This window comes from Longispora albida DSM 44784, from assembly GCF_000379825.1.
GTDB classification, from domain to species: Bacteria; Actinomycetota; Actinomycetes; order Mycobacteriales; family Micromonosporaceae; genus Longispora; species Longispora albida.
In genome coordinates, this window is record NZ_KB903837.1 from 97,276 (window position 1) to 118,456 (window position 21,181).

Genomic DNA, 21,181 nt, shown 5'->3' on the forward strand with positions numbered 1-21,181 from the left:
TCTTGTTAGCTCCAGCTAACCGTACCCAATGCGGTATGAGCTGAAGGAGCACGCACATGAGACGCAAAGCCGTGGTATCCGCGGCCACTGCCGGGTTAGCCCTGGCAGTGGTCGCGGGCGGCGCAGCGGCGTTCACCCTGAACACGGGTACGCCGGCTGCGGCCATCGCGGTGCCGGACCCGGTGACCGTCGCCGTGTCGGCCGCTGACCGGGCGGCATCCAGCGGGCTTGACTCGCTGCGCAAGGGCATCCACGAGCAGTTCGACCGGCGGGGGGTCGCCCGGAGCGGCAGCGCCAGCCGTGACCTGTACTACGTGTCGTACGAGCGGTCCTACCGCGGCCTGCGCGTGGTCGGCGGCGACGCGGTCGTGACCACGGACGGCGAGGGCAAGGTGCTGGGCACCGCCTCGGCGAGCGAGGCCGCGATCAACGTGGGCGTCACCCCGAAGGTGGCCGGCGGGCAGGCGTCCGCCACGGCGAAGGGCAAGCTGGTCAAGGTCCAGCAGGCGGGCACCCCTCAGCTCGTCGTGCTGGCCACGAACCAGCCGCAGCCGGTCCTCGCCTGGGAAGTGGAGGTCTGGGGCGAGGGCAAGGCCGACCACGACCACGGTGACGGCAAGGAGGAGACGCACCTGGCCTCCAGCCACAAGTACGTCTACGTCGACGCCCAGTCCGGCAAGGTCGCGCACGAGCAGGAGCTGGTGGCCGGCGGCACCGGTACCGGCGCGTGGAACGGCTCGAACCTGACCATCGGCACCACGAACTCCGGCGGCTCGTACCGGATGACCGACCCCAACCGCCCCAAGCTGGAGTGCGCGGACTACAGCACCAGCGCCGTCATGACCGACTCCGACGACGTGTGGGGCTCGTCCTCGAAGACCGACAAGGTCTCCGGCTGCGTCGACGTGATGTACGCCGGCGCCGGCGAGTGGGACATGCTCAAGAACTGGTACGGCCGCAACGGCCTCGACGGCAACGGCTCGTGGGCCGACGCCGAGGTCGGGCTGAACGACATCAACGCGTACTGGGGCCACTCCAGCAACTCCGACGGTGTCGTCTTCGGCTACAACAACCAGAACCAGTGGATCACCGGCATCGACGTCGTGGCCCACGAGTACGGCCACGGCCTCGACGCCAAGACGCCGGGCGGCATCTCCGGGCACCCCTCGCAGGAGTTCGTCGCCGACGTGTGGGGCGCGCTGACCGAGCACTACCTGAACAACCCGAACGACACCCCGGACTACGAGGTCGGCGAGAAGATCAACCTCCAGGGCAACGGCCCGATCCGGTACATGTACGAGCCGGCGAAGATCTCCGGCCACCCGAACTGTTACTCCAGCAGCCTGCCGTCCTCCGTGCACGCCGCGGCCGGCGTCGGTAACCACTGGTTCTACCTGCTGGCCGAGGGCAGCGCGCCGGGCAACGGCAAGCCGAACAGCCCGACCTGTAACAGCAGCTCCGTCACCGGTATCGGCATCCAGAACGCCGGCAAGATCTTCTACAACGCGATGCTGTCGAAGACCTCCGGCATGACGTACCAGAAGTGGCGGCTCTACACCCTCGCCGCCGCCAAGAACCTCGACTCGACCTGCGCCTGGCACGCCAAGGTGAAGGCGGCCTGGGACGCGGTGAGCCTCGGCGCCCAGTCCGGCGAGGCGACCTGCACGGCGAACCAGAACGACTTCTCGATGTCGCTGAGCCCGTCCTCGGGTACGGTGCAGCCGGGGAGCTCCGTTCAGTCCACTGTGAACACCTCGACCGTCTCCGGTTCGGCGCAGACGGTGAACCTGTCGGCCAGCGGCGCGCCTTCTGGCGTCTCCGTGAGCTTCAGCCCGACGTCGGTGCAGTCCGGTAACAGTTCAACCATGACCGTCTCGACGACATCGGGCGCGGCAGCCGGGACCTACACCATCACGGTCACCGGTACCGGTTCCGTGACCCGGACGGTCCAGTACAGCCTGACGGTCGGCAACGGCAACCCGAACCCGGGCGCGCCGGACATCGACGTGGCGAAGGTGCAGGCGCACCTGACCCAGTTCAGCACGATCGCCAGCAACAACGGCGGTAACCGGCGGGCTGGCTCGGCCGGCTACACAGCTTCCGTCTCCTACATCAAGCAGAAGCTCGAAGCCGCAGGCTTCACGGTCACCGAGCAGTACTGCAACAGCGGCTGCACCTACCCGTCGAACAACCTGATCGCCGACTGGCCCGGTGGCCCGTCCGACCAGGTCATCATGTTCGGCGCGCACCTGGACAGCGTGTCGGCCGGGCCGGGCATCAACGACAACGCGTCCGGTTCCGCCGCGCTGCTGGAGGTCGCGCTGAACCTGGCTGCCGCCAACCCGACCATGACGAAGCACGTCCGGTTCGGCTGGTGGACGGACGAGGAGCAGGGCCTCAACGGTTCCGAGTTCTACGTGAACAACCTGACGTCGGCGCAGCGGACCGCGATCAAGGCGTACTACAACTTCGACATGATCGGCTCGACCAACGGCGGGTACTTCATCAACAACATCAGCACGACGCAGTCGGCGCCGATGAAGGAGTACTGGGACTCGCTGAACCTCCAGCCGGAGGAGAACGTCGAGGGCGCTGGCCGCTCCGACGACGCCTCGTTCAAGAACGCCGGGATCCCGTCCTCCGGGTACGCGGCGGGTGCGAGCGCCCGGAAGACCAGCGCTCAGGCCAGCAAGTGGGGCGGCACGGCCAACGCCGCGTACGACCCCTGCTACCACCAGTCCTGTGACACCACGAACAACATCAGCGCCACCCACCTGAACCGCAGCGCGGACGGCATCGCGTACACGCTGTGGAAGACGGCGGTCGGCACCAACCCGAACCCGGCCAACGACTACTCCATCTCGATGGACCCGTCGTCCGGCAGTGTCAACGCCGGTTCCTCGGTGACGTCGACGGTGAAGACGGTCATCACGTCCGGCAGCGCCCAGACGGTCGCTCTGTCGGCCTCCGGCCAGCCGTCCGGCGTGACGGTCAGCTTCAGCCCGTCGTCGATCCAGTCGGGTGCCAACTCCACGATGACCGTCCAGGTTGGATCGTCGGTGGCCTCCGGCACGTACACGATCACCATCGCTGGTGACGGCACGGCCGACCACAGCACCACCTACAGCCTGACGGTGACGGGCACGACGCCCACCAACGACTTCTCGGTCGCGCTCAGCCCCACCTCGGGCAGCGCGAACCCGGGCGCGTCGGTGACGTCGGCCGTCAGCACCACGACGACCTCCGGCAACCCGCAGACCGTGAACCTGTCGGCCAGCGGCGCCCCGTCCGGCGTCTCGGTGAGCTTCAACCCGGCCCAGGTCCAGTCGGGCAGCAGCTCGACGATGACCGTCCAGGTCGGAGCGGGCGTGGCGCAGGGCACCTACAGCATCACGGTGACCGGTACCGGGTCGGTGACCCGCTCGGCCGCATACAGCCTGACCGTCAACGGCACCGGCGGCGGCCGGACGTTCACCAACCCGACGGACTACCAGATCCTCGACAACCGGATCTTCAGCCCCGTCACGTCCAACGCCACAGGCCAGGCCACCTCGCCGGTCAAGTTGTCCGTCACCATCCAGCACACCTGTGCCGAGGACCTCGGGATCAGCCTGATCGCGCCGAACGGCGTGGCCTACGCGGTCAAGTACGCCGGCACCGGTAACTACCCCTGCAACCCGTTCGGCGGCACGAGGACGTACAGCGTGCCGGTGAGCTCGGCCGCGGCCGGGACCTGGCAGCTCCGGGTCACCGACTACGGCCCCGGCGACTACGGCGTGCTCGACACCTGGTCGATCACGCTCTAGCGCCAGCGCGTCAGCGACAGCCCCGGGGGCGGCCACCATCGCCCCCGGGGCACCTGCGGCACCAGGAGGAGCCATGCTGAGCACTGCCACCGCCCTCGGCACCCTCGACACCCTCACGGACGGCGAGCGCGACCGGATCTCCGGCCTCCGGCTGGACGGCGACGGGGCCTACGTCTACTGGATGACCCCCGGCGAGATGTACCGGATCAGCCACGACGGCCGGGGCTGGGTGGTGAGTGGCGGCGGGTGGTTCACTCCCGGCCGCCCCTACCGCCTCACCAGGGCAGGCCTGGCGATCCGCTCACTGCCGATCGTGTTCCACGGCGAGGAGAAGCTCAACCCCTTCATCGTGTACCAGGTGAGCACCGGCTACCCGTCCGGCTGGGAACTCTGGGCCCTCACGTAGCCCTCACGTAGGTGACCGTCCTCGCCACCGGCTCGAAACCGAGTCCGAAGTAGACCTTCCGCGCGACCGGGTACGCCTCGTCGCCGCGCGGGTACACGACGGCACGGGTCGCGCCGGCCGCCCGCATCGCGTGCAGGCTCGCCAGGCTGACCGCCGAGGCGAGGCCGCGCCGGGTGTGGCCGGGTACTGTGCCGACCGGCTCCAGCTCGCCGGCCTTGTTCACCTCGTCCAGCCAGCCCAGCGCGAAGGCCGCGAACGAGCCGTCCGGTGCGACGGCCACCTGGTCGAGGTCCGCCCGGTACGGCCAGGTGTCCATGACGGACTGGCAGGCTTCCGTGGTCATCGAGGACTCGCCGGCGCCGAGGTCGGCAGGCGGCACCATGAGCGCACCGATCCGGGCAGGCCGCCACGCCGCCCGGTGCGCGGCGGCGCGCTGTCCGGCCTCGTCCGGCCGCACGGCACGGATCTCGTACCCCTCCGGCACTGTCAGCTCCGGCAGCCCGTCCAGCTCCACCGCACAGTGGAGGAAGAACGGGCCGCCGTCCCGGCGCACGTACCCGGCCTCCTCCAGCGCCGCCGTCAGGTGCTCCTCCGTCTCCAGCACCGTGATCTCTGGCTCGCCGAGCCAGCCGATCACCTCCCCGGCGAGTCCGGCCGGGGCGTAGAGGGAGTCGCCGGCGATGGCCCACGCGGCGACCTCGCCGTCCGCCGCCGTCCACAGCGCGGCGCGGCCCAGGTACCGGAGCCCCCACGCCAGGTCGCCGATGTGCCGCCGCTGCCCCGGAGTCCACGTCCGCTGCGCTGCGGCCTGCATGGCCCGGATGTCGGCGGGTCCGGCTTCGCGTCGCGCGTACTCAGCGCCCACTGAACATCCACAGCCGGGTGTCCATGACCGGCCGGTACCCGATCGCCTGGTAGATCTTGTTGCTGGTCGGGTTCGCCTGGTCGGTGAAGAGCGATGGCACGTGCCCGCTGGCGAGTACCTGCTCGCTGACGGCGGCCACCATCCCGCTCGCGTACCCGTGGCCACGGTTCGCGGCCGGGGTGAACACCCCGCTGATCCGGACGACGCCGGCGGCCGGTGCGCTGGTCCACAGCATGGAGACCGGCTCGCCGCCGTCCTCCCAGATCTCGATTGCCCCGGTTTCGAGCTTGCGCCGGACCGTCGACAGCAGGCCCGCAGGGTCCTCGTGCGGGGCGGCCTCGGCGAAGAACCCGCCGACCCAGCCCAGGATCAGCTCCTCTTCGGACAGTTCGCCCTTACGCAGGGTGCCGGACACGTTCTTCGGCGTGATCACCTCGTCGAGCCGGAAGCCGCGATAGTTCTGCGGGTTGCCGGCCACGGCCCCGGTGAGCTCGTTCCACCGGAGCGCGAAGGCATCGGACAACTCGACCGGCCCGCCCACGGCGGTCAGCGCCGGGTCATAAGCCGCGTACCACTCGGCCAGCGGGCCGGCGGCAGCCTCGGACCAGCCAGAGATCAGCAGGTGCAGCGGCGGCGTACGGACCGCGACGGCCGCCAGCTCGCCGGCCCCGTCGCGGACGGACAGCCACACCGCGCCGTTCTCGACCGGTACCTGCCCCTCCGCACGGCTCTGGACGATCACGGAGGCCACGTTGTTGCGGACGGGGTCCTGGCCGAGCCAGGGGAGTACCTGCCCGGCGAAGCGCCCGACATCGGGCTCATGGGTCACATGCATGTGATCATCTTTACCCAGCTCGGGTCGTTCCGGCCGGCCAGCCTGGCACAATGCTCGGAATGCACATGCTTGTCCCCGGTGAGGAGATCACCGACACCCGGCTCGCGGAGCTCTACCCCCGGCGGACCGGCATCCGGGTCAACTTCGTCAGCAGCCTCGACGGGGCCGTCGACGTCGAGGGGTCCTCGCTCGGCCTGTCCGGCCCGGCCGACAAGCGCGTGTTCAGGGTGCTGCGGATGGTGTGCGACCTGCTGCTCGTCGGCGCCGGTACGCTGCGGCGCGAGCAGTACCGTGCGCTGCGGCTCGACCCGGCCCGCCGGACGTGGCGGCAGGACCACGGCCTGGTCGAGTACCCGCGCCTCGTCGTCGTGTCGAACAGCCTCGACCTCGACCCGGACCTGCCGGCCTTCGCCGAGGCCCCCGTCCGGCCCCTCGTCCTCACCCACGAGGCGGCACCGGCCGCCCGGCGCGCCGCGCTGTCCCGTACCGCTGACGTGGTGCCGTGCGGAGAGTCCAGTGTGGAGTGGCCGGCGGCGATGGAACACCTGGGCGGCCATGCCGTGCTCTGTGAGGGCGGGCCGCAGCTGATGGGCGCGCTGACCACGGCAGGGCTGGCCGACGAGCTGTGCCTGACCCTGTCGCCGCAGCTCGCGGGCCCCGGCTCGGGCCGGATCACCGCCGGAGCCCCCGGTGCCCCCTACGGCCTGCGCCTCGCCCACGCGCTGGCCGACGGCGACGTGCTCCTGCTCCGGTACACGAAAGATGGTCCTACGCCGTGATGACCACGAGCTGGTCCCTGGCGTTGATGGTCTCGACCTGGTTGTAGTGGAAGCGCTGGCCCTCCCTGATCACCGCGACGATCAGCGCGGGGCAGTCGGCAGGTGAGCGGCCGACCTCGTCAGCGCGCGGGTCGCGCTCCACGATGTCCAGGCCGATGCCGGGGATGAGCAGGTCCTCGACGGTGTCGGCGATCTCCGGGCTGAGCATCGCGGTGCCCAGCAGCCGCCCGGCGGCCTCCGAGGACGTGATGACGGACGTCGCGCCGCTCTGCCGGATCAGCGGAGCGTTCTCCGCCTCACGGACGGTCACCACGATCACGGCCTTCGGGTTGAGCTGCCGCGCGGTCAGGGTGACGAGGACGGCCGTGTCGTCGCGGTCGGTGGCGACGATGACGCTGGAGGCGTCCTCGATCCCGGCCTGCCGGAGCACCGACGACCGGGAGGCGTCCCCGGTGACGCCAGCGTAGCCCTGCGCGGCGGCCTCCTTGGCCAGCTCGTGCCTGCTGTCGACCACGACGACGCTCCCCGGGTCGGCGCCGTCCCTGACCAGGGTGTCGATCGCACTGCGGCCCTTGGTGCCGTAGCCGATCACGATCGTGTGCCCGCGCAACGTGCCCCTCCACCGGTCGAGCCGCCACTGCTGGCGGGTCCGCTCGGTGAGCACCTCGAACGTGGTACCCACCAGGACGACAAGGAATATCACCCGCAGCGGGGTGACGATCAGGATGTTGACCAGCCTGGCGGTGTCGCTGACCGGCACCACGTCCCCGTACCCGGTCGTCGACAGGCTCACCGTCGCGTAGTAGAGGGCGTCGAGCAGCGACACCTCCCCGTCGGCGCTGTCCTTGTACCCGGAACGGTCGAGCGCGACAGTGACGAACATCAGGAGCAGCAGGAACAGGGCGAGCAGCACCCGCCTGCCCATCCTGCGCAGCGGGCTGATCTCGGGGACCGGCAGCCGCACGTTGGTCGGCTCGGTGCGGGCTGTCACGTTCGTACCTTACGCTGGGCTGGGTGAAGACACGTGTAGCCATGGCCGCAGCAATCGCCGCCACCATCCTCGCCCTGACCGCGTGCAGCTCCTCCACCGACGGTGCCAAGACGAGCTGTGATCTGAACAAGTGCAAAATCACCTTCGACCGGGGGGTCGACGCCACCGCCAGCGTGCTGGGCATCGAGGTCAAGTTCGTCGGGGTCAAGGACGAGAAGGCCACCGTCAGCGTCGCGGGCCAGGAGGTCTCGATGCCGGTCTCCCAGCAGACCGAGGTCGCCGGCTTCAAGGTCACCGTGCAGAACGTGACCGACAAGGAGGCCGTTATCGAAGTGGCACGCCCCTGAGATCTCCCCGGCGCCGCATCGAGTCCATCTTGGACGGCTAAACGTTATGCACTATTGACAGTAAGGCTGGGAGTGAAAGGTCTTTCTGTCCACCTTGGTGATTCCCTAGATTCAGTGACAGAAGTCAACGTCACCGAGAACCAGGGAGGGCCGCGATGCGGCACAGCTCCAAGATCCTCGCCGTGGGTTTGCTGGCCGTGAGTCTCGCGGCCAGCGCCTGCGGCACCACGACGAACGACGGCAAGGGCAACAACAAGCCCAACCCGAACGCCGAGCCGATCATCATCGACACCAAGGGCGAGGCCGTCACACCGGCCCCGGACGTCAAGGGCGCCACCAAGGGCGGCACGATCCTCTGGCTGGAGGACGGCGAGTTCTCGCACTTCGACCCCAACCAGATGTACTCCTCCGACGAGCTGGCCGTCGGTACCCACCTGATGTACCGGATGCTGACCACCTTCGTCGAGGACCCGGGCGGCGGCCCGCTGAAGCTGGTCGGCGACCTGGCCACCAACACCGGTGTCCAGTCCGAGGGTGGCAAGAAGTGGACCTACACCCTCCGCGACGGCATCAAGTACGAGGACGGCACGCCGATCACCTCGAAGGACATCAAGTACGGCATCGCCCGGCAGTTCGGGGCGCAGGGCGCGCAGGGCATGCAGTACATCCCGGACGCCCTCGACCCGAAGCGTGAGTACAAGGGCCCGGCTGACGGCAACCTGAACGTGCCGGGCATCGCGACCCCGGACGACAAGACGATCATCTTCACCTTCCCCGAGGCGCACCCGGAGTTCCCGTTCATCGCGGCGTACCCGTCGACGGCGCCGACTCCGCAGGGCAAGGACACCAAGGAGAAGTACGAGGACACCTGGGTGGCCTCCGGCCCGTACAAGCGCAAGGAAGCGAAGAAGGATCAGTACATGATCCTGGAGCGCAACCCGCACTGGGACCCGAAGACCGACCCGGCCCGGCACCAGTACGTCGACCAGTTCAAGTTCGACTGGACGCCGAACCGGCAGAACCAGACCAACCGGATCAAGGCCAGCCAGGGCGAGGACGCCTTCGCGGTGATGTCCTCCCAGGTCAACCAGGCCGACATCACGACGGTGGCCAACGACCCCGAGATGTCCAAGCGCGTGATCGACGGCCCGACGCCGTTCGTCACCTACATGTACATCAACACCCAGCGGGTACCCGACGTGAACGTGCGCCGGGCCATGAACTTCGCGATGAACCGTGACGCCTACGTGAAGGCGCTGGGCGGCGTGAAGGTCGCCAAGCCCGCCACGACCCTGCTCGCCCCGATCGTCCCCGGCTACCAGAACTACAACGCCTACGACGGCGGGGTCAGCGGCGACCTGGCGAAGGCCAAGCAGGCGCTGAACGGCAAGAAGGTCGAGAAGCTGTCGCTGTGCTTCGGCAACACGCCGACCGGTACCATCGCCGCGAACACGATCAAGGAAAGCCTGTCCCGTGAGGGCCTCTTCGACATCGTGCTCAACCCGATCGACACGAAGACCTACTCCGACACCGTCGGCAAGAAGGACACCAAGTGTGACCTGATCTCCAACGGCTGGGCGCAGGACTTCCCGGACGGCGCGGCCACCCTGCGGGTGCTGTTCGACGGCAAGCAGATCCGGGCGGAGGGCAACCAGACCCTCTCGTACCTGGACGTGCCGGAGATCAACGACGAGCTGGCCAAGCTGTCGCTCGAGGCGGACCGCAAGGCCGCGGCCCCGAAGTACGCCGCGCTCGACCAGAAGCTCATGAAGGACTACGCCCCGGTCGTGCCGCTCACGTACACCCAGTGCTACAAGCTGGTCGGCTCCAAGGTCGGCGGCGCGTACCTGAGCCCGCTGTACAACCAGGTCAACCTCACGCAGGTCTACGTCAAGGCGTAACGCGTAAGGCGTCAGACGGTAATCTCCTCTCAGGACGGACCCCCTCCAGCGGCCAGGAGCCGGAGGGGGTCCGTTCGTGTCCGGAGTGGAGTTACCGCCGGTCGGCGGAGTTGACCATCGCCTCGCCGAGCGGTGTCAGGGTGTGCAGCACCGACTGGCCGGCCCGGCGGGTGCTGATCGCTCCCGCCGCGCGGAGGATGCCGGCGTGCTGGCTCGCCGAGGCCGCCGACATGCCGGTCTGCCGGGCCAGCTCGGTGGTGCTGGCCCCGCCGGCCGCGAGGATGCCGAGGATGACGGCCCTGGTCCGGCCGATCAGGCCGCTGAGCCCCGCAGCCTCGCTGGCCGGTTCGGCGCTGGCCGGGTAGACGAGCGTGCCGTCGCCGGACAGCTCAGGCTGCCGCCAGCAGAACACGGAGGGCTGGAGCAGCAGGCCGCCGCCGGTCAGCTGGATCTCCCGGTAGACGCCGCCGGGCGAGGGCACGCACAGCTCCGGCGAGGTCCACCGGACCATCGGATGCAGGGTGCGCAGCAGCTGCGCCACGCCGCCGTCCAGCAGGGCACGGGTGCGGGTGCCACGGTCTGCCGCCACTCTCGCCTGGATCTGGGGCCAGAAATCCTTCTTCTCGTACCTGCCGGAGCGCAGCCGCCTCCGCCACGCGTCCAGCGGTGTCGGGCCGGGCTCGGCCAGCAGCCGCCGGGCGTAGTGCGCCTCGATCGCCGGGTCCGGCTCTGGCGCGACACTGACCGCCGCCAGGTCGGCGACGGTGAACAGGATGCGGAGCATGGGCTGCACCTCCCAACGCGTGCCGGTGTCCTCGTACTGGGGCCGAGCCTATGAGCCGAGGGTCACGTGAACGGCTGGCCTCGATCACGTTCCCGTCACCCCGGTCACGATCAGATTGCTGTTTCCCCTCGGAGCCGGCCCGGAAACCAGTCGCGGGCCGCAGCCCGCTCGCCTAGCGTGCCCGGCATGACCGCTCAGTGGCGCACGCTCACCCCTGCCGACCTCCCGGCCCTGGCCTCGCTGACGAGCCGCTGCCTGGCGGCCGACGGCGGGCTGCCGATGTCTGCGGACCCCGGCTTCCTCCGCAGCCGGTACTTCGCGGACGGCGGCCGGGCCATCGGAGCCTTCGACGGCCCGGAACTCGTGGCCTCGGCCGGTGCCCGCCCGGCGGGGTTCACCGGGCAGGTCGACCCGGCCCGTCGCGGTACCGGGCTCGGCAGCCACATCATGGCCTGGGGCCTGCCCGGCGTCGCCGAGACGGAGGCGTGGACCCCTGAGGCCGGCCAGCTCTTCGAGCGGCATGGCCTGACCCGTACCTTCGGCGAGCTCGTGATGACCTGCGCCCTCACCGCCCAGCAACCGGTATCCGTCCCGGCCGGCGTCACCTTCGAGGAATGGCAGCCGGGCCGGGAACACGACTTCTTCCACGCCTACACGAACTCGTTCGCCGACCGGCCAGGCTTCCCCGGCTGGACCGCCGAGTACTGGATCGACTGGATCAGCGATCCCGACGACTTCGCCCCGGCCTGGTCGCTGCTGGCCCGGTCGCCCGGGGGCGAGCCGGCCGGGTTCGTCGCCTGCTCGCCGGACCCCGCGATCAGCCAGGCCGGCGTCGTACCGGGCTGGCGCCGCCACGGCCTCGGCCGGGCACTCCTCCTCGAAGCCCACAACCGGATGCTGGCGGCGGGGGAGACCTCCGTGCTGCTCATGGTCGCCACCAACAACCCGGGCGCCGAAGCCCTGTACCGCTCCCTCGGCTACGACGTGATCGGCCAGCGCGCCCGCTACTCCGTCTGAACGGCGCCCGGCAGCGCCCAGCGGGCGGTCGAGAACGGCACGCCGATCTCCGCGCAGATCGCCCGCGCCTCCTCCACACAGGACTGGTCGCCGGTCGCCTCGCCCAGCACGACGAGGCTCTGGGCGAGGCCGATCCGGTGCCCGGTGACCCGCTGGTGCTCGACAGCGAGCCTGGCCTGCTCGGCGGCCCGCTCCCGGTCCCCCGTCCCGAGCAGGATCCCGGCCAGCGCGGCCCGGGCCACGCACTGGAACACCGGGTTGTGGATGGTGACCTGGACAGCTTCCTCGGCCTGGGCCACGGCCTGCTCCGGCTGGCCCAGGGCGAAGAGGGCCTTCGCCAGAGCCGTGCGCGCCTCCGAATCGGTGACCAGGCTCCGCGACCGGGCCTCCTGGGCGAGAATGCCCTCCAGGACGCGGCGAGCTTCCTCCGGTCTGCCGTCCCGGACATGACAGGCGGCCATCGAGACCATGGCGACGGTCGCCGCCGTGCTGTTCTCGAACTGCTCGGCCGCAGCGAGCCCCCGGGCGAGCCAGGCCATGCCCTCGCCGGAACGGCCGGCCTCCATGTGGATCTGGGCCAGCATCGCGGCGTGGGAGGGCAGGAGCTGGGGGCGCAGCTCGGAGATGACCCGGATGCTGTGTTCGGCCAAGGGGATGGCCTCGGCATACCGGCCGAGGAACGTGTACGTGAAAGCCAGGACGCTCTCGGTGACGGCCACCCCGTCGCGATCCTCCGCGTTCATCGCGAACAGGGGAATCGCCTGACTCTGGCTTTCGGCGGCTTCGGCCAGCCTGCCCTGGAGGTAGAGGCTGATCCCGTGCGCCTTGAGGTAGATGGCTTTGGCTGTCGTGAGCTGGGTCCTGCTGATCCATTCCAGCGCGGCCAGGAAGTGCGGCTCGGCCTCGGCGAACCGGTACTGGAGCTGGTACTTCACGGAGACGCTGTAGTGCATCGCCGCACGTACCTGCGGATCGTCCGTGTGCTGTGCCGCGGCGAGGCCGGCCTCTGACAGGGTCAGGCCAGCAGCGAGGAGCCGCCGGTAAAGGAAATAGAACCGGACGCTCTCGACCAGCAGCCAGATGTACTGGGGATCCGTGCCGGGCGGCGGCGAGACAGCGGCGGCGAGAAACGAGTCTGCCTCGGCGTCGCACCACGCCAGCGCCTCAACGTGATCGGCGTGCTCGACCTGGCCCTCCCTCCGGAAACTGTCCGGAACGGACAGTGCGAACCGGTCGGGGGACAGGAGCCACGCCGCGGCGTCGGCCGAGCGGACGTACCACTCGTAGTACCGCCCGATCGCCGCCTCCCGCTCGGGATCCGTCTCGGCCAGCGCGCTCGCGTAGAGCCGGATCAGGTCGTGGAAGGCGTACCGGCCGGAGTCGCGCCGTTCCAGCAGGTGTGCCGTGACGAGCAGCCCGAGCAGCCGCGAGGTCTCGGCGTCGGCCCGTGCGCCGGCCTGCCCGGTGAGCGCGGCGGCGGCCCTGGCGCTGAAGTCCGGCCCCGGCAGCAGGCCGAGCAGCCGGAAGAGCCGGGCGGCTTCGGGCTTGAGCACCGCGTAGGAGTGCTCGAAGGTCACCCGCACCGACAGGTCCTCGTCGAGGTCGAGCGCCGCCAGCCGGTCGCCGTCTCGGAGCCGCCGGACGTGTCCGGCGACGGTCATGCCCGGCTGCTCGGCGAGCTGCGCCGCCGTGATCCGCAGGGCCAGGGGCAGCCCGCCGCACAGCCCGGCCAGCTCGGTGACCGCCTCGGGCTCGGCTGCGGCGCGCACCTGGCCGATGATCTGGCTGAGGAGCGCCGCGGCCTCGGCGGGTGGCAGCGCGCCGACGGCCAGGCGGCGGGCGCCGTCCCGCGCCACGAGCCCGGCGAGCTTGTCGCGGCTGGTGATCAGGGCGAGGCTGCCGGCGCCGGGTGGCAGCAGCGGGCGGATCTGCCCGGCGTGCTGGGCGTTGTCGAGGAGTACCAGGACGCGTTTGCCCGCCAGCAGCGTCCGGTACAGCGCGGCAGCCTCCTCCGCGTCGTGCGGTACCTGGGACGGCTGCACGCCCAGCGCCCGCAGGAACCGGCCCAGCACGGCGGCAGGCTCGGACGGCGAGCCGGCGGAGTATCCGTTGAGGTTCACGTACAGCTGGCCGTCGGGGAAGTGGTGGCGGGCCTGCTGTCCCCAGTGGACGGCCAGCGCGGTCTTCCCGACTCCGCCTCCGCCGGCCAGGGTCGTGATGACCACGGCGTTCGTCTCCGGTACGAGCGCGTCGAGGCTGGCGAGCAGCCCTGCCCGGCCGGTGAAGTCGGGAATGCTGGCCGGCAGCTGGGCTGGCACCGGCATGGCCGGCTCCGGCTGCTGCACGTCGCCCCGGAGGATCGCCTGGTGGAGGGCCTGGATCTGCGTACCGGGCTCCAGGCCCAGCTCGCCCAGCGACAGCTCGCGGAACGCGCGGTACGCGTCGAGTGCCGCCACCCGCTGCCCGGAACCGTGCAGCGCCCTCATGTGCAGCTCGGCGAGCCGCTCGTCGAAGGGGCGCTCGGCGCGCTGGGCGGCCAGCTCTGGCAGGATCGCGGTGTGCTGGCCAGCCGCCACCTCGGCGGCGAAGCACAGGTCCCATGTGGAGTGGTACGCCTCGACGATCGGCGCGACGAGCCGGTCCCGCACGTCGTCGGTCAGCGCGCCGTCGAGCGGCGGCCCGCCCCACTCGGCGAGGGCCCGGCGGAATCCGGCGGCCCGTTCCCCGTCACCGGCCAGCCCGCGCGCCTGCGCCCCGATGCTCTGGAACCGGTGCAGGTCGACCAGCTGCGGATCACCCTCCACGATGTACCCGCCGTGCCGGGTGCCGATCTCGAACCCGGCCTTCCGCAGCCGGGACACGTGGACCTGCAGGGCGGCCCGTGGCCGGGCAGGCGCAGCCCCGCCCCAGAGCAGGCCGACCAGCCGTTCGGTCTGCACGACGGTGTTGAGGTGGACGACCAGGATGCCCAGCAGGCATCGTTCGAGCCGCTGCCCGATCGGGACGGGCCGGCCTCCGGAGAACGCTTCGACGGTACCCAGCACCCGGAACTCCATGCACTGCAGGCTATACACTGCCGCGAAAACTGGCGTCAACTTAAGGTTGACGATCGCATGGTCGTCAACCTAGGGTTGACGGTATGACGCACCCGATCCGGCTCGACGACCTGATCGAAGCCATCAAGAAGACCTCGGCCGACAGCCTGGACCAGCTCTCCAGCGCCGTGATCGCCGCCGACCACCTCGGCGACGTCGCCGACCACCTGATCGGCCACTTCGTCGACCAGGCCCGCCGCTCCGGTGCCTCGTGGACGGACATCGGCCGGAGCATGGGCGTGACGAAACAGGCCGCGCAGAAGCGGTTCGTCCCGCCCAAGGCCCCGGGCGAGGACCTGGCCAGCCAGGGCTTCGCGCGCTTCACCGAGCGGGCGCGCAGCGTCGTGGTCGCCGCCATGCACGAGGCCCGCCAGGCCGGCAACGCCGAGATCGGCACGACGCACCTGGTCCTCGGCCTGCTCGCCGAGCCCGAGTCCCTGGCGGGGATGGCGATCGTGGCCCAGGGCGTGACGGTCGGCGCCGTACGCGACGCGGCCACCGCCACCCTTCCGGCCACAGTGGACGATGTCCCCGACCTGATCCCCTACGACATGCAGGCCCGCAAGGCCCTGGAGCTCACCTTCCGCGAGGCGCTCCGCCTCGGCCACAACTACGTCGGCACCGAGCACATCCTCCTCGCCCTCCTCGAACTCGAAGACGGCGAAGGCCCGCTGAGCACCGCCGGCCTGACCAAGGCCTCCGTCGAGGACTCGGTCCTCCTGGCACTCGACAGCCTGAAGCTCCCCGGTACGTAATCTCCGGATTTTCCTGGCAGTCGGGTAGCGTTGGCGCCGTCACTCTGCGCACTCTCGGCAAGGATGATGCCAATGGCCACTGTGTACCCCCGCACCGGCGTGTATCGCCTGGAGGACTACCTCTCCCTGCTGGATCCCCCCGGCTACCGGCTCGAACTGGCGAGGGGCGCGCTGACGGCGATCCCGGCACCTGGCCCCCGCCACCAGCACGCCTGCGGTCAGCTGCGCAGTGCCCTGCACGGTGCCGTCACCGGGCTTGGCTGGGAGGTGTACCCGCCGATCAACCTGGTGCTGGCTGCCGACACTTCCCGGCAACCCGACGTGACCATCCTGACGTCCATACCTGTCGGCGACCCAATAGCCGTTCCGGCCGCCGGAGCGATCTGTGTCGCGGAGCTGGTCTCGCCCGGCTCGGAGTACGCGGACTTCCATGACAAGCCCGCCGAGTACGCAGCCGCCGGAATCCTCTGGTTCATCCGGCTCGAAGACACACCGGCTGGCTGGTCCGGTGAGGTACTCACGCTGGAGGACACCGGTGCGGCCCGTCCGGAGTACGTGCAGGTCGCCGTGGCCGGGCCTGCCGGGGAGCTGCACGTGCCGTTCCTCGACCTGACGATCAACCTCCGGGACCTCGGCTGAGCGGTCAGCAGGCCTGTCGGTTATGCGATTCCGCGCGGCATGTGATGCCCGTCCTGGCCGGGTTACGGTGACAGGCGCGGGACACTTCGCCTCAACCGAAGGTGTGCAGGATGTCGATTCCGGCCGACGCTCTGGTGGCTCTGCTTCAGCGTGACCTCACCGGGCCCGGGGCCAGCCCGGAGCGGGCCTCCCACGATCCGGGTGTCGTCCAGCTCTGCGAGCTGGTGACGTATTCGCTCGGGATGGCGGCCACCGGCCCGGCCGCCGTGAGCGCGGTACACAGTGTTCTGGCTCAGGCCGACGGTCCGGAGATCGTCCGCTCGGCACTCGCCGCTTCGCCTGGCCTGCCGTCCTATCTGGCCTCGGTGGCACCGCCGAGTGGCCCGATGCCCGTGAGCCCGGTCAGCGCGGCACCGTTCAGCCCCGCTCCGGTGACGGGTGGCCCGCTGCCACCTCCGGCCAGGCGGAAGCTCTCTCCGATGTGGATCGCGGGCTTCGTCGTGATCGCGGTGCTGCTCTGCGGTGGGGGGCTGGTGGCTGCTGCCGTCCTGCTCACCGCGAGCAGTTTCAAGGACACCGCGATCGGTACGTGGTCGTGCTCCTCGCGCCGGGCCACGGTGACGATCGAGGTGGCGGACGGCTCGTTCGTCGTCCGCGACACCAGCGGTAACCGGCACAACGGGACGTGGTCGCTGGAGGGCGGCACGATCTCGCTGACCGGCGTGCCGATCTCGCTGATCACCGGGGTGCCGGACAAGGGCAAGGGTGAGGTGACGGTCAACGTGACGCCGAGGAATTCGGGGAAGGCCGCGGACTTCAGCGTCAAGTACTCGGACAGGAGCGCGGTGATCACCTACATCCCGCAGGGGAGTTACGACCGCGAGGAAGTCGTCATCTGCAACAAGCAGGGCTGACTCCCTACAGGGGGTCGGCGGGGCCGGCGCCTGCCGCCTCGTCGAAGACGAGCCACGTCCTGGTCCCTTTCACTCCGGGCACTTCCTGGATCTTTTCGAGTACGAGGTGACGCAGCGCCGCGTTGTCCGGCGCGCGCACCAGCACCAGCACGTCGAAGTCGCCGCCGACGAGCGCGATGTGGTCCACGTACCGGATCGCGCGCAGCCGGGCGGACACCTCGCGCCACGTGTTCTGCTCGATCGTGACCATGATGTACGCGGACGTGCCCAGCCCGGCCCGCTCCGGGTCGAGCCGCGCGCCGAAGCCGGTGATGACTCCGTCGGCCACGAGCCGCTCGACCCGGGTGTAGGCGTTGGCCCGGGAGATGTGCAGTTTCTCGGCGAGCGCGCGCATGGAGAGGCGGCCGTCGATGGACAGCTCCGAAATGATCTTCTGGTCGAGAGCGTCCAGAGGTCTGACGGTGTCCGTTTTGCCCGGTGGGATCTCGGACGATTGGCTGCTCATACCCGCCGAGCCTAGCCGCCTGTCGCGGAATCCGCGGATAACTTGCCCACTCGTCTGGCACGCGGGACGCTGCGGGTATGACAACGACGTCGACGCGGGGCAAAACCCCCAGGGCGACGGCCAAGGCCACCCGGACCAGCAGCCCGGAGGCCAAGGCCGCCAGTGCGCTCCTGCCAGCTGAGCGCCCCATCCGGTTCCTCGACGAGCACGGTGCCCGTGTCGACGAGCACTCCGGCTACGCCGAGCCGCCGGTCGAGCTGCTCGCCGAGGCGTACCGGAAGATGGTCGTCGGCCGCCGGTTCGACCAGCAGTGCACGGCGCTGACGAAGCAGGGCCGGCTCGCTGTGTACCCGTCGAGCCACGGCCAGGAGGCCTGCCAGGTCGGCGGGGTCCTCGCGCTGCGCGCCGACGACTGGATGTTCCCGACCTACCGGGAGTCCGTCGCGATCACCACCCGGGGCGTCGACCCGGTCGAGACGCTGACCCTGCTGCGCGGCGACTGGCACTGCGGCTACGACGCGGCAGCCTGGCGTACCGCGCCCCAGTGCACCCCGCTCGCCACGCAGACCATCCACGCGGCCGGCGTCGCGTACGGCGAGAAGCGCAAGGGCAACGACTCTGTGGCGCTGGCCTTCATCGGCGACGGCGCGACCAGCGAGGGCGACTTCCACGAGGCGATGAACTTCGCCGCGGTGTTCCGTGCCCCGGCCATCTTCCTGGTGCAGAACAACGGGTACGCGATCAGCGTCCCGCTGGACAAGCAGACCCAGGCCCCGGCGCTCGCCTACAAGGGCGTCGGCTACGGCGTGCGCTCCGAGCGCGTGGACGGCAACGACCCGGTCGCCGTGCTCGCCGTCATGCTCGCAGCCGTCGAGCACGGCCGGGCAGGCCACGGCCCGTTCCTGATCGAGGCGCACACCTACCGGATGGACGCCCACACCAACGCCGACGACGCGACCCGCTACCGGGAGCCGTCCGAGGTGGACGACTGGCGGTCGAAGGACCCGATCGCCCGGCTCGGCGCGTACCTGCGCGCGGCCGGCGCGCTCGACGACGCGCGTGACGCGGAGATCAAGGCCGAGGCCGAGGCGTACGCGGCTTCCCTGCGCGAGCGGATGAACGCCGACCCGGTGCTCAACCCGCTCGACCTCTTCGAGCACGTCTACGCGACCCCGACCCCCCAGCTCGCCGCCCAGCGCGCGCAGCTCGCCGCCGAACTGGAGGCTGAGAACCAGTGAGCACCACCATGGCGCAGGCCATCAACACCGCGCTGCGCGACGCGCTCAAGGACGACGACCGGGTGGTCGTGTTCGGCGAGGACGTCGGCACGCTCGGCGGGGTCTTCCGGATCACCGACGGCCTGACCAGGGACTTCGGCGAGGACCGGTGTTTCGACACCCCGCTGGCCGAGTCCGGCATCATGGGCTTCGCGATCGGCATGGCGATGGCTGGCTTCCGGCCCGTCGTCGAGCTCCAGTTCGACGCGTTCGCCTACCCGGCCTTCGAGCAGATCCTGTCGCACGTCGCCAAGCTGCGGAACCGCACGCGCGGCGCGCTCTCGCTGCCGATCGTGATCCGGGTGCCCTTCGCCGGCGGCATCGGCGGCGTCGAGCACCACTGCGACTCCTCCGAGGCGTACTACGCGCACACCCCCGGCCTGAAGGTCGTCACGCCGGCCACGGTCGCCGACGCGTACTCGCTGCTCCGTGAGGCGATCAACGACCCGGACCCGGTGGTCTTCCTCGAGCCGAAGAAGCTGTACTGGTCGAAGGACGAGGTGTCGCTGCCCGCGCAGACCGCCCCGTTCGGCAAGGCTGAGGTGCGCCGCGAGGGTACCGACGTGACCCTGCTGTCGTACGGGCCGAGCGTGCCCGTCGCGCTGGCCGCCGCCGAGGCCGCCGTGGAGGACGGCTGGAGCGTCGAGGTCGTCGACCTGCGGACGATCAACCCGTACGACGACGCCACTGTGGACGCTTCCGTGCGCAAGACGGGCCGGTGCGTCGTGGTGACGGAGGCGTCAGGTTTCGCCGGCGTGGGTGCCGAGATGGCTGCCCGGGTGCAGGAGCGGTGCTTCCACTCGCTGGCGGCTCCGGTGCTGCGCGTCGCCGGGTACGACATTCCCTACCCGCCGCCGAAGCTGGAGCACCACCACCTGCCCGGTGTCGACCGTGTCCTGGACACGATCGCGCGCCTCCAGTGGGACGACGTCCCGATGGGCTCCGGTGCGTCATGACGGAGAGCGTCTTCAACCTGCCCGACCTGGGCGAGGGCCTGACCGAGGCCGAGGTGCTGGAGTGGCGGGTCGCCGTGGGCGACACCGTCCACATCGACCAGATCGTGGTCGTCGTGGAGACCGCCAAGGCCGCCGTTGACGTCCCGATTCCCTTCGCGGGTACGGTCACCGCGCTGCACGGCGAGGCTGGCTCCGTGATCGACGTGGGCAAGCCGCTCATCTCGGTGTCGGGCTCGGGCGGCCAGGTCGGCCCGGACACGTATCGCGAGGAAGAGCGGGCCGGGATCAAGGAGCCGGAGAGCAAGGGTTCCGGCAACGTCCTGGTCGGCTACGGCACCGCTGAGATGACTGGCCGTCGCCGCCGTCGCCAGGCAGCGGCTGCCGCCACCGCCGTCGTCGAGGCTCCGGCTCCGGTACAGCAGAAGCTCGCCCCGCTGGTCATCTCGCCGATCGTCCGGCGGCTGGCCAGGGAGAACGGGCTGGACGTCGCGGTGCTGACCCCGACGGGCCCCGGCGGCATCCTGCTCCGCCGGGACGTGGAAGCAGCGATCAAGCCGGTCGTAGAGGCTCCTGCCGTTGTCACCGCGCCCCGGCCGGTGGCTGTGAAGGCTTCCGGGCTGCTGGACGAGCGGGTGCCGATCAAGGGCCAGCTCAAGGCGATGGCCGACCGGCTGTCGCGGAGCCGCCGGGAGATCCCCGACGCGACGACCTGGGTCGACGTGGACGCGACCGGGCTCATGCAGGCGAAGAACGAGCTGGCCGCCGGGTACCCGGCCCACAAGATCGGCGTCCTCGCACTGCTGGCCCGGATCACCGTGGCCGGCCTGCTCAGGTACCCGGAGCTCAACGCGACGGTGGACACCGAGCGCAACGAGGTCGTCCGGCTGCCGTACATCAACCTGAGCTTCGCGGCGCAGACCGAGCGCGGGCTCGTCGTACCCGTGATCCGCGACGCGCACCTGATGTCCACCCCCGAGCTGGCCGACGAGCTGGCCCGGCTGGTGGCGCTGGCCCGCGAGGGCAGGCTGGGCGTGCAGGACATGACCGGCGGCACGTTCACGCTGAACAACTACGGCGGGTACGGCGTCGACGGCTCGACCCCGATCATCAACTACCCCGAGGCCGGCATGCTCGGCGTCGGCCGGATCATCGACCGCCCGTGGGTGGTGGACGGGCAGCTCGCCGTCCGCAAGGTGGCCCAGATGGGCCTGACCTTCGACCACCGGGTGTGCGACGGCGGGGTGGCCGGCGGCTTCCTCCGCTTCGTCGCCGACCGGGTGGAACGCCCCGCCCTGCTCATCTGACCTGG

General features: G+C 70.3%; 18 protein-coding genes. 12 read left to right on the forward strand and 6 right to left on the reverse strand.

Annotated features, from left to right (window positions below):
- Nucleotides 1-56 precede the first annotated feature (56 nt).
- Nucleotides 57-3,806: a M28 family peptidase gene (locus A3G1_RS37300; RefSeq protein WP_083937164.1), complete on the forward strand. Its 3,750-nt coding sequence runs from the start codon at nucleotides 57-59 to the stop codon at nucleotides 3,804-3,806.
- A gap of 73 nt (nucleotides 3,807-3,879) precedes the next feature.
- The gene (locus A3G1_RS0128640; protein WP_018352944.1) at nucleotides 3,880-4,212 is read left to right on the forward strand and encodes a hypothetical protein; all 333 of its coding nucleotides are present in this window, start codon (nucleotides 3,880-3,882) and stop codon (nucleotides 4,210-4,212) included.
- Here the strand turns inward: A3G1_RS0128640 and A3G1_RS0128645 are convergent.
- A complete protein-coding gene (locus A3G1_RS0128645; protein ID WP_018352945.1) occupies nucleotides 4,205-5,077 on the reverse strand; it encodes a GNAT family N-acetyltransferase in 873 nt (290 codons plus the stop codon). The genes A3G1_RS0128640 and A3G1_RS0128645 overlap by 8 nt on opposite strands.
- The gene (locus A3G1_RS37305) at nucleotides 5,067-5,912 is read right to left on the reverse strand and encodes a GNAT family N-acetyltransferase (protein WP_051110703.1); all 846 of its coding nucleotides are present in this window, start codon (nucleotides 5,910-5,912) and stop codon (nucleotides 5,067-5,069) included. Before A3G1_RS37305 ends, A3G1_RS0128645 begins: the two co-directional genes overlap by 11 nt.
- Nucleotides 5,913-5,977: 65 nt before the next feature.
- Here A3G1_RS37305 and A3G1_RS0128655 point away from each other — a divergent pair, with 65 nt between their 5' ends.
- Nucleotides 5,978-6,691 (forward strand): pyrimidine reductase family protein, encoded by a 714-nt coding sequence (locus A3G1_RS0128655; RefSeq protein WP_018352947.1) that lies wholly within the window; start codon nucleotides 5,978-5,980, stop codon nucleotides 6,689-6,691.
- Here A3G1_RS0128655 and A3G1_RS0128660 read toward each other — a convergent pair.
- Nucleotides 6,681-7,682: a potassium channel family protein gene (locus A3G1_RS0128660; protein ID WP_018352948.1), complete on the reverse strand. Its 1,002-nt coding sequence runs from the start codon at nucleotides 7,680-7,682 to the stop codon at nucleotides 6,681-6,683. The genes A3G1_RS0128655 and A3G1_RS0128660 overlap by 11 nt on opposite strands.
- 23 nt (nucleotides 7,683-7,705) lie before the next feature.
- Between A3G1_RS0128660 and A3G1_RS0128665 the strand changes: the two genes are divergently transcribed.
- Nucleotides 7,706-8,029, forward strand: coding sequence for a hypothetical protein (locus A3G1_RS0128665; RefSeq protein ID WP_157641465.1), 324 nt, complete (start codon nucleotides 7,706-7,708; stop codon nucleotides 8,027-8,029).
- 155 nt (nucleotides 8,030-8,184) lie between these two features.
- Entirely contained in the window at nucleotides 8,185-9,930 is a 1,746-nt protein-coding gene (locus tag A3G1_RS0128670; RefSeq protein ID WP_018352950.1) for an ABC transporter substrate-binding protein, read from the forward strand.
- Between the two features lie 91 nt (nucleotides 9,931-10,021).
- On the opposite strand, the gene A3G1_RS37310 is transcribed toward A3G1_RS0128670, so the two are convergent.
- Nucleotides 10,022-10,714 carry an ArsR/SmtB family transcription factor gene (locus A3G1_RS37310; RefSeq protein WP_018352951.1) on the reverse strand — a complete coding sequence of 231 codons (693 nt, stop codon included), beginning with the start codon at nucleotides 10,712-10,714 and terminating at the stop codon, nucleotides 10,022-10,024.
- A 186-nt stretch (nucleotides 10,715-10,900) separates the two neighbouring features.
- Between A3G1_RS37310 and A3G1_RS0128680 the strand changes: the two genes are divergently transcribed.
- Nucleotides 10,901-11,731 (forward strand): GNAT family N-acetyltransferase, encoded by an 831-nt coding sequence (locus A3G1_RS0128680; RefSeq protein WP_026212628.1) that lies wholly within the window; start codon nucleotides 10,901-10,903, stop codon nucleotides 11,729-11,731.
- Here A3G1_RS0128680 and A3G1_RS37315 read toward each other — a convergent pair.
- Complete coding sequence (locus A3G1_RS37315; RefSeq protein WP_018352953.1) at nucleotides 11,719-14,787, reverse strand: AfsR/SARP family transcriptional regulator; 3,069 nt, start codon at nucleotides 14,785-14,787, stop codon at nucleotides 11,719-11,721. The genes A3G1_RS0128680 and A3G1_RS37315 overlap by 13 nt on opposite strands.
- Nucleotides 14,788-14,870: 83 nt before the next feature.
- Between A3G1_RS37315 and A3G1_RS0128690 the strand changes: the two genes are divergently transcribed.
- From A3G1_RS0128690 to A3G1_RS0128700, 3 genes are all read left to right on the forward strand, one after another.
- A complete protein-coding gene (locus tag A3G1_RS0128690; protein ID WP_018352954.1) occupies nucleotides 14,871-15,581 on the forward strand; it encodes a Clp protease N-terminal domain-containing protein in 711 nt (236 codons plus the stop codon).
- Between the two features lie 72 nt (nucleotides 15,582-15,653).
- The gene (locus A3G1_RS0128695) at nucleotides 15,654-16,220 is read left to right on the forward strand and encodes a Uma2 family endonuclease (protein ID WP_018352955.1); all 567 of its coding nucleotides are present in this window, start codon (nucleotides 15,654-15,656) and stop codon (nucleotides 16,218-16,220) included.
- A 110-nt stretch (nucleotides 16,221-16,330) separates the two neighbouring features.
- Entirely contained in the window at nucleotides 16,331-17,134 is an 804-nt protein-coding gene (locus A3G1_RS0128700) for a hypothetical protein (RefSeq protein ID WP_018352956.1), read from the forward strand.
- Between the two features lie 4 nt (nucleotides 17,135-17,138).
- On the opposite strand, the gene A3G1_RS0128705 is transcribed toward A3G1_RS0128700, so the two are convergent.
- Nucleotides 17,139-17,639 (reverse strand): Lrp/AsnC family transcriptional regulator, encoded by a 501-nt coding sequence (locus tag A3G1_RS0128705; protein ID WP_018352957.1) that lies wholly within the window; start codon nucleotides 17,637-17,639, stop codon nucleotides 17,139-17,141.
- A gap of 77 nt (nucleotides 17,640-17,716) precedes the next feature.
- On the opposite strand from A3G1_RS0128705, the gene pdhA reads away from it, so the two are divergent.
- The 3 genes from pdhA to A3G1_RS0128720 are packed head-to-tail and all read left to right on the forward strand — an operon-like array spanning nucleotide 17,717 to nucleotide 21,176.
- The gene (gene pdhA, locus A3G1_RS0128710) at nucleotides 17,717-18,877 is read left to right on the forward strand and encodes a pyruvate dehydrogenase (acetyl-transferring) E1 component subunit alpha (protein ID WP_018352958.1); all 1,161 of its coding nucleotides are present in this window, start codon (nucleotides 17,717-17,719) and stop codon (nucleotides 18,875-18,877) included.
- A gap of 8 nt (nucleotides 18,878-18,885) precedes the next feature.
- Nucleotides 18,886-19,872, forward strand: coding sequence for an alpha-ketoacid dehydrogenase subunit beta (locus A3G1_RS0128715; RefSeq protein ID WP_040480183.1), 987 nt, complete (start codon nucleotides 18,886-18,888; stop codon nucleotides 19,870-19,872).
- Nucleotides 19,869-21,176 carry a dihydrolipoamide acetyltransferase family protein gene (locus A3G1_RS0128720; protein ID WP_018352960.1) on the forward strand — a complete coding sequence of 436 codons (1,308 nt, stop codon included), beginning with the start codon at nucleotides 19,869-19,871 and terminating at the stop codon, nucleotides 21,174-21,176. Before A3G1_RS0128715 ends, A3G1_RS0128720 begins: the two co-directional genes overlap by 4 nt.
- The last annotated feature ends 5 nt before the right edge of the window (nucleotides 21,177-21,181 follow it).

Bases quoted from the DNA above. Each gene is read 5' to 3' on its own strand.
- pdhA (WP_018352958.1), top strand. From the start codon at position 17,717: ATGACAACGACGTCGACGCGGGGCAAAACCCCCAGGGCGACGGCCAAG.
- A3G1_RS0128670 (WP_018352950.1), top strand. From the start codon at position 8,185: ATGCGGCACAGCTCCAAGATCCTCGCCGTGGGTTTGCTGGCCGTGAGT.
- A3G1_RS0128690 (WP_018352954.1), top strand. From the start codon at position 14,871: ATGACGCACCCGATCCGGCTCGACGACCTGATCGAAGCCATCAAGAAG.
- A3G1_RS0128705 (WP_018352957.1), bottom strand. From the start codon at position 17,639: ATGAGCAGCCAATCGTCCGAGATCCCACCGGGCAAAACGGACACCGTC.
- A3G1_RS0128720 (WP_018352960.1), top strand. From the start codon at position 19,869: ATGACGGAGAGCGTCTTCAACCTGCCCGACCTGGGCGAGGGCCTGACC.
- A3G1_RS37305 (WP_051110703.1), bottom strand. From the start codon at position 5,912: ATGCATGTGACCCATGAGCCCGATGTCGGGCGCTTCGCCGGGCAGGTA.
- A3G1_RS37310 (WP_018352951.1), bottom strand. From the start codon at position 10,714: ATGCTCCGCATCCTGTTCACCGTCGCCGACCTGGCGGCGGTCAGTGTC.
- A3G1_RS0128640 (WP_018352944.1), top strand. From the start codon at position 3,880: ATGCTGAGCACTGCCACCGCCCTCGGCACCCTCGACACCCTCACGGAC.
- A3G1_RS37315 (WP_018352953.1), bottom strand. From the start codon at position 14,787: ATGGAGTTCCGGGTGCTGGGTACCGTCGAAGCGTTCTCCGGAGGCCGG.
- A3G1_RS37300 (WP_083937164.1), top strand. From the start codon at position 57: ATGAGACGCAAAGCCGTGGTATCCGCGGCCACTGCCGGGTTAGCCCTG.
- A3G1_RS0128680 (WP_026212628.1), top strand. From the start codon at position 10,901: ATGACCGCTCAGTGGCGCACGCTCACCCCTGCCGACCTCCCGGCCCTG.
- A3G1_RS0128655 (WP_018352947.1), top strand. From the start codon at position 5,978: ATGCTTGTCCCCGGTGAGGAGATCACCGACACCCGGCTCGCGGAGCTC.
- A3G1_RS0128700 (WP_018352956.1), top strand. From the start codon at position 16,331: ATGTCGATTCCGGCCGACGCTCTGGTGGCTCTGCTTCAGCGTGACCTC.
- A3G1_RS0128715 (WP_040480183.1), top strand. From the start codon at position 18,886: ATGGCGCAGGCCATCAACACCGCGCTGCGCGACGCGCTCAAGGACGAC.
- A3G1_RS0128695 (WP_018352955.1), top strand. From the start codon at position 15,654: ATGGCCACTGTGTACCCCCGCACCGGCGTGTATCGCCTGGAGGACTAC.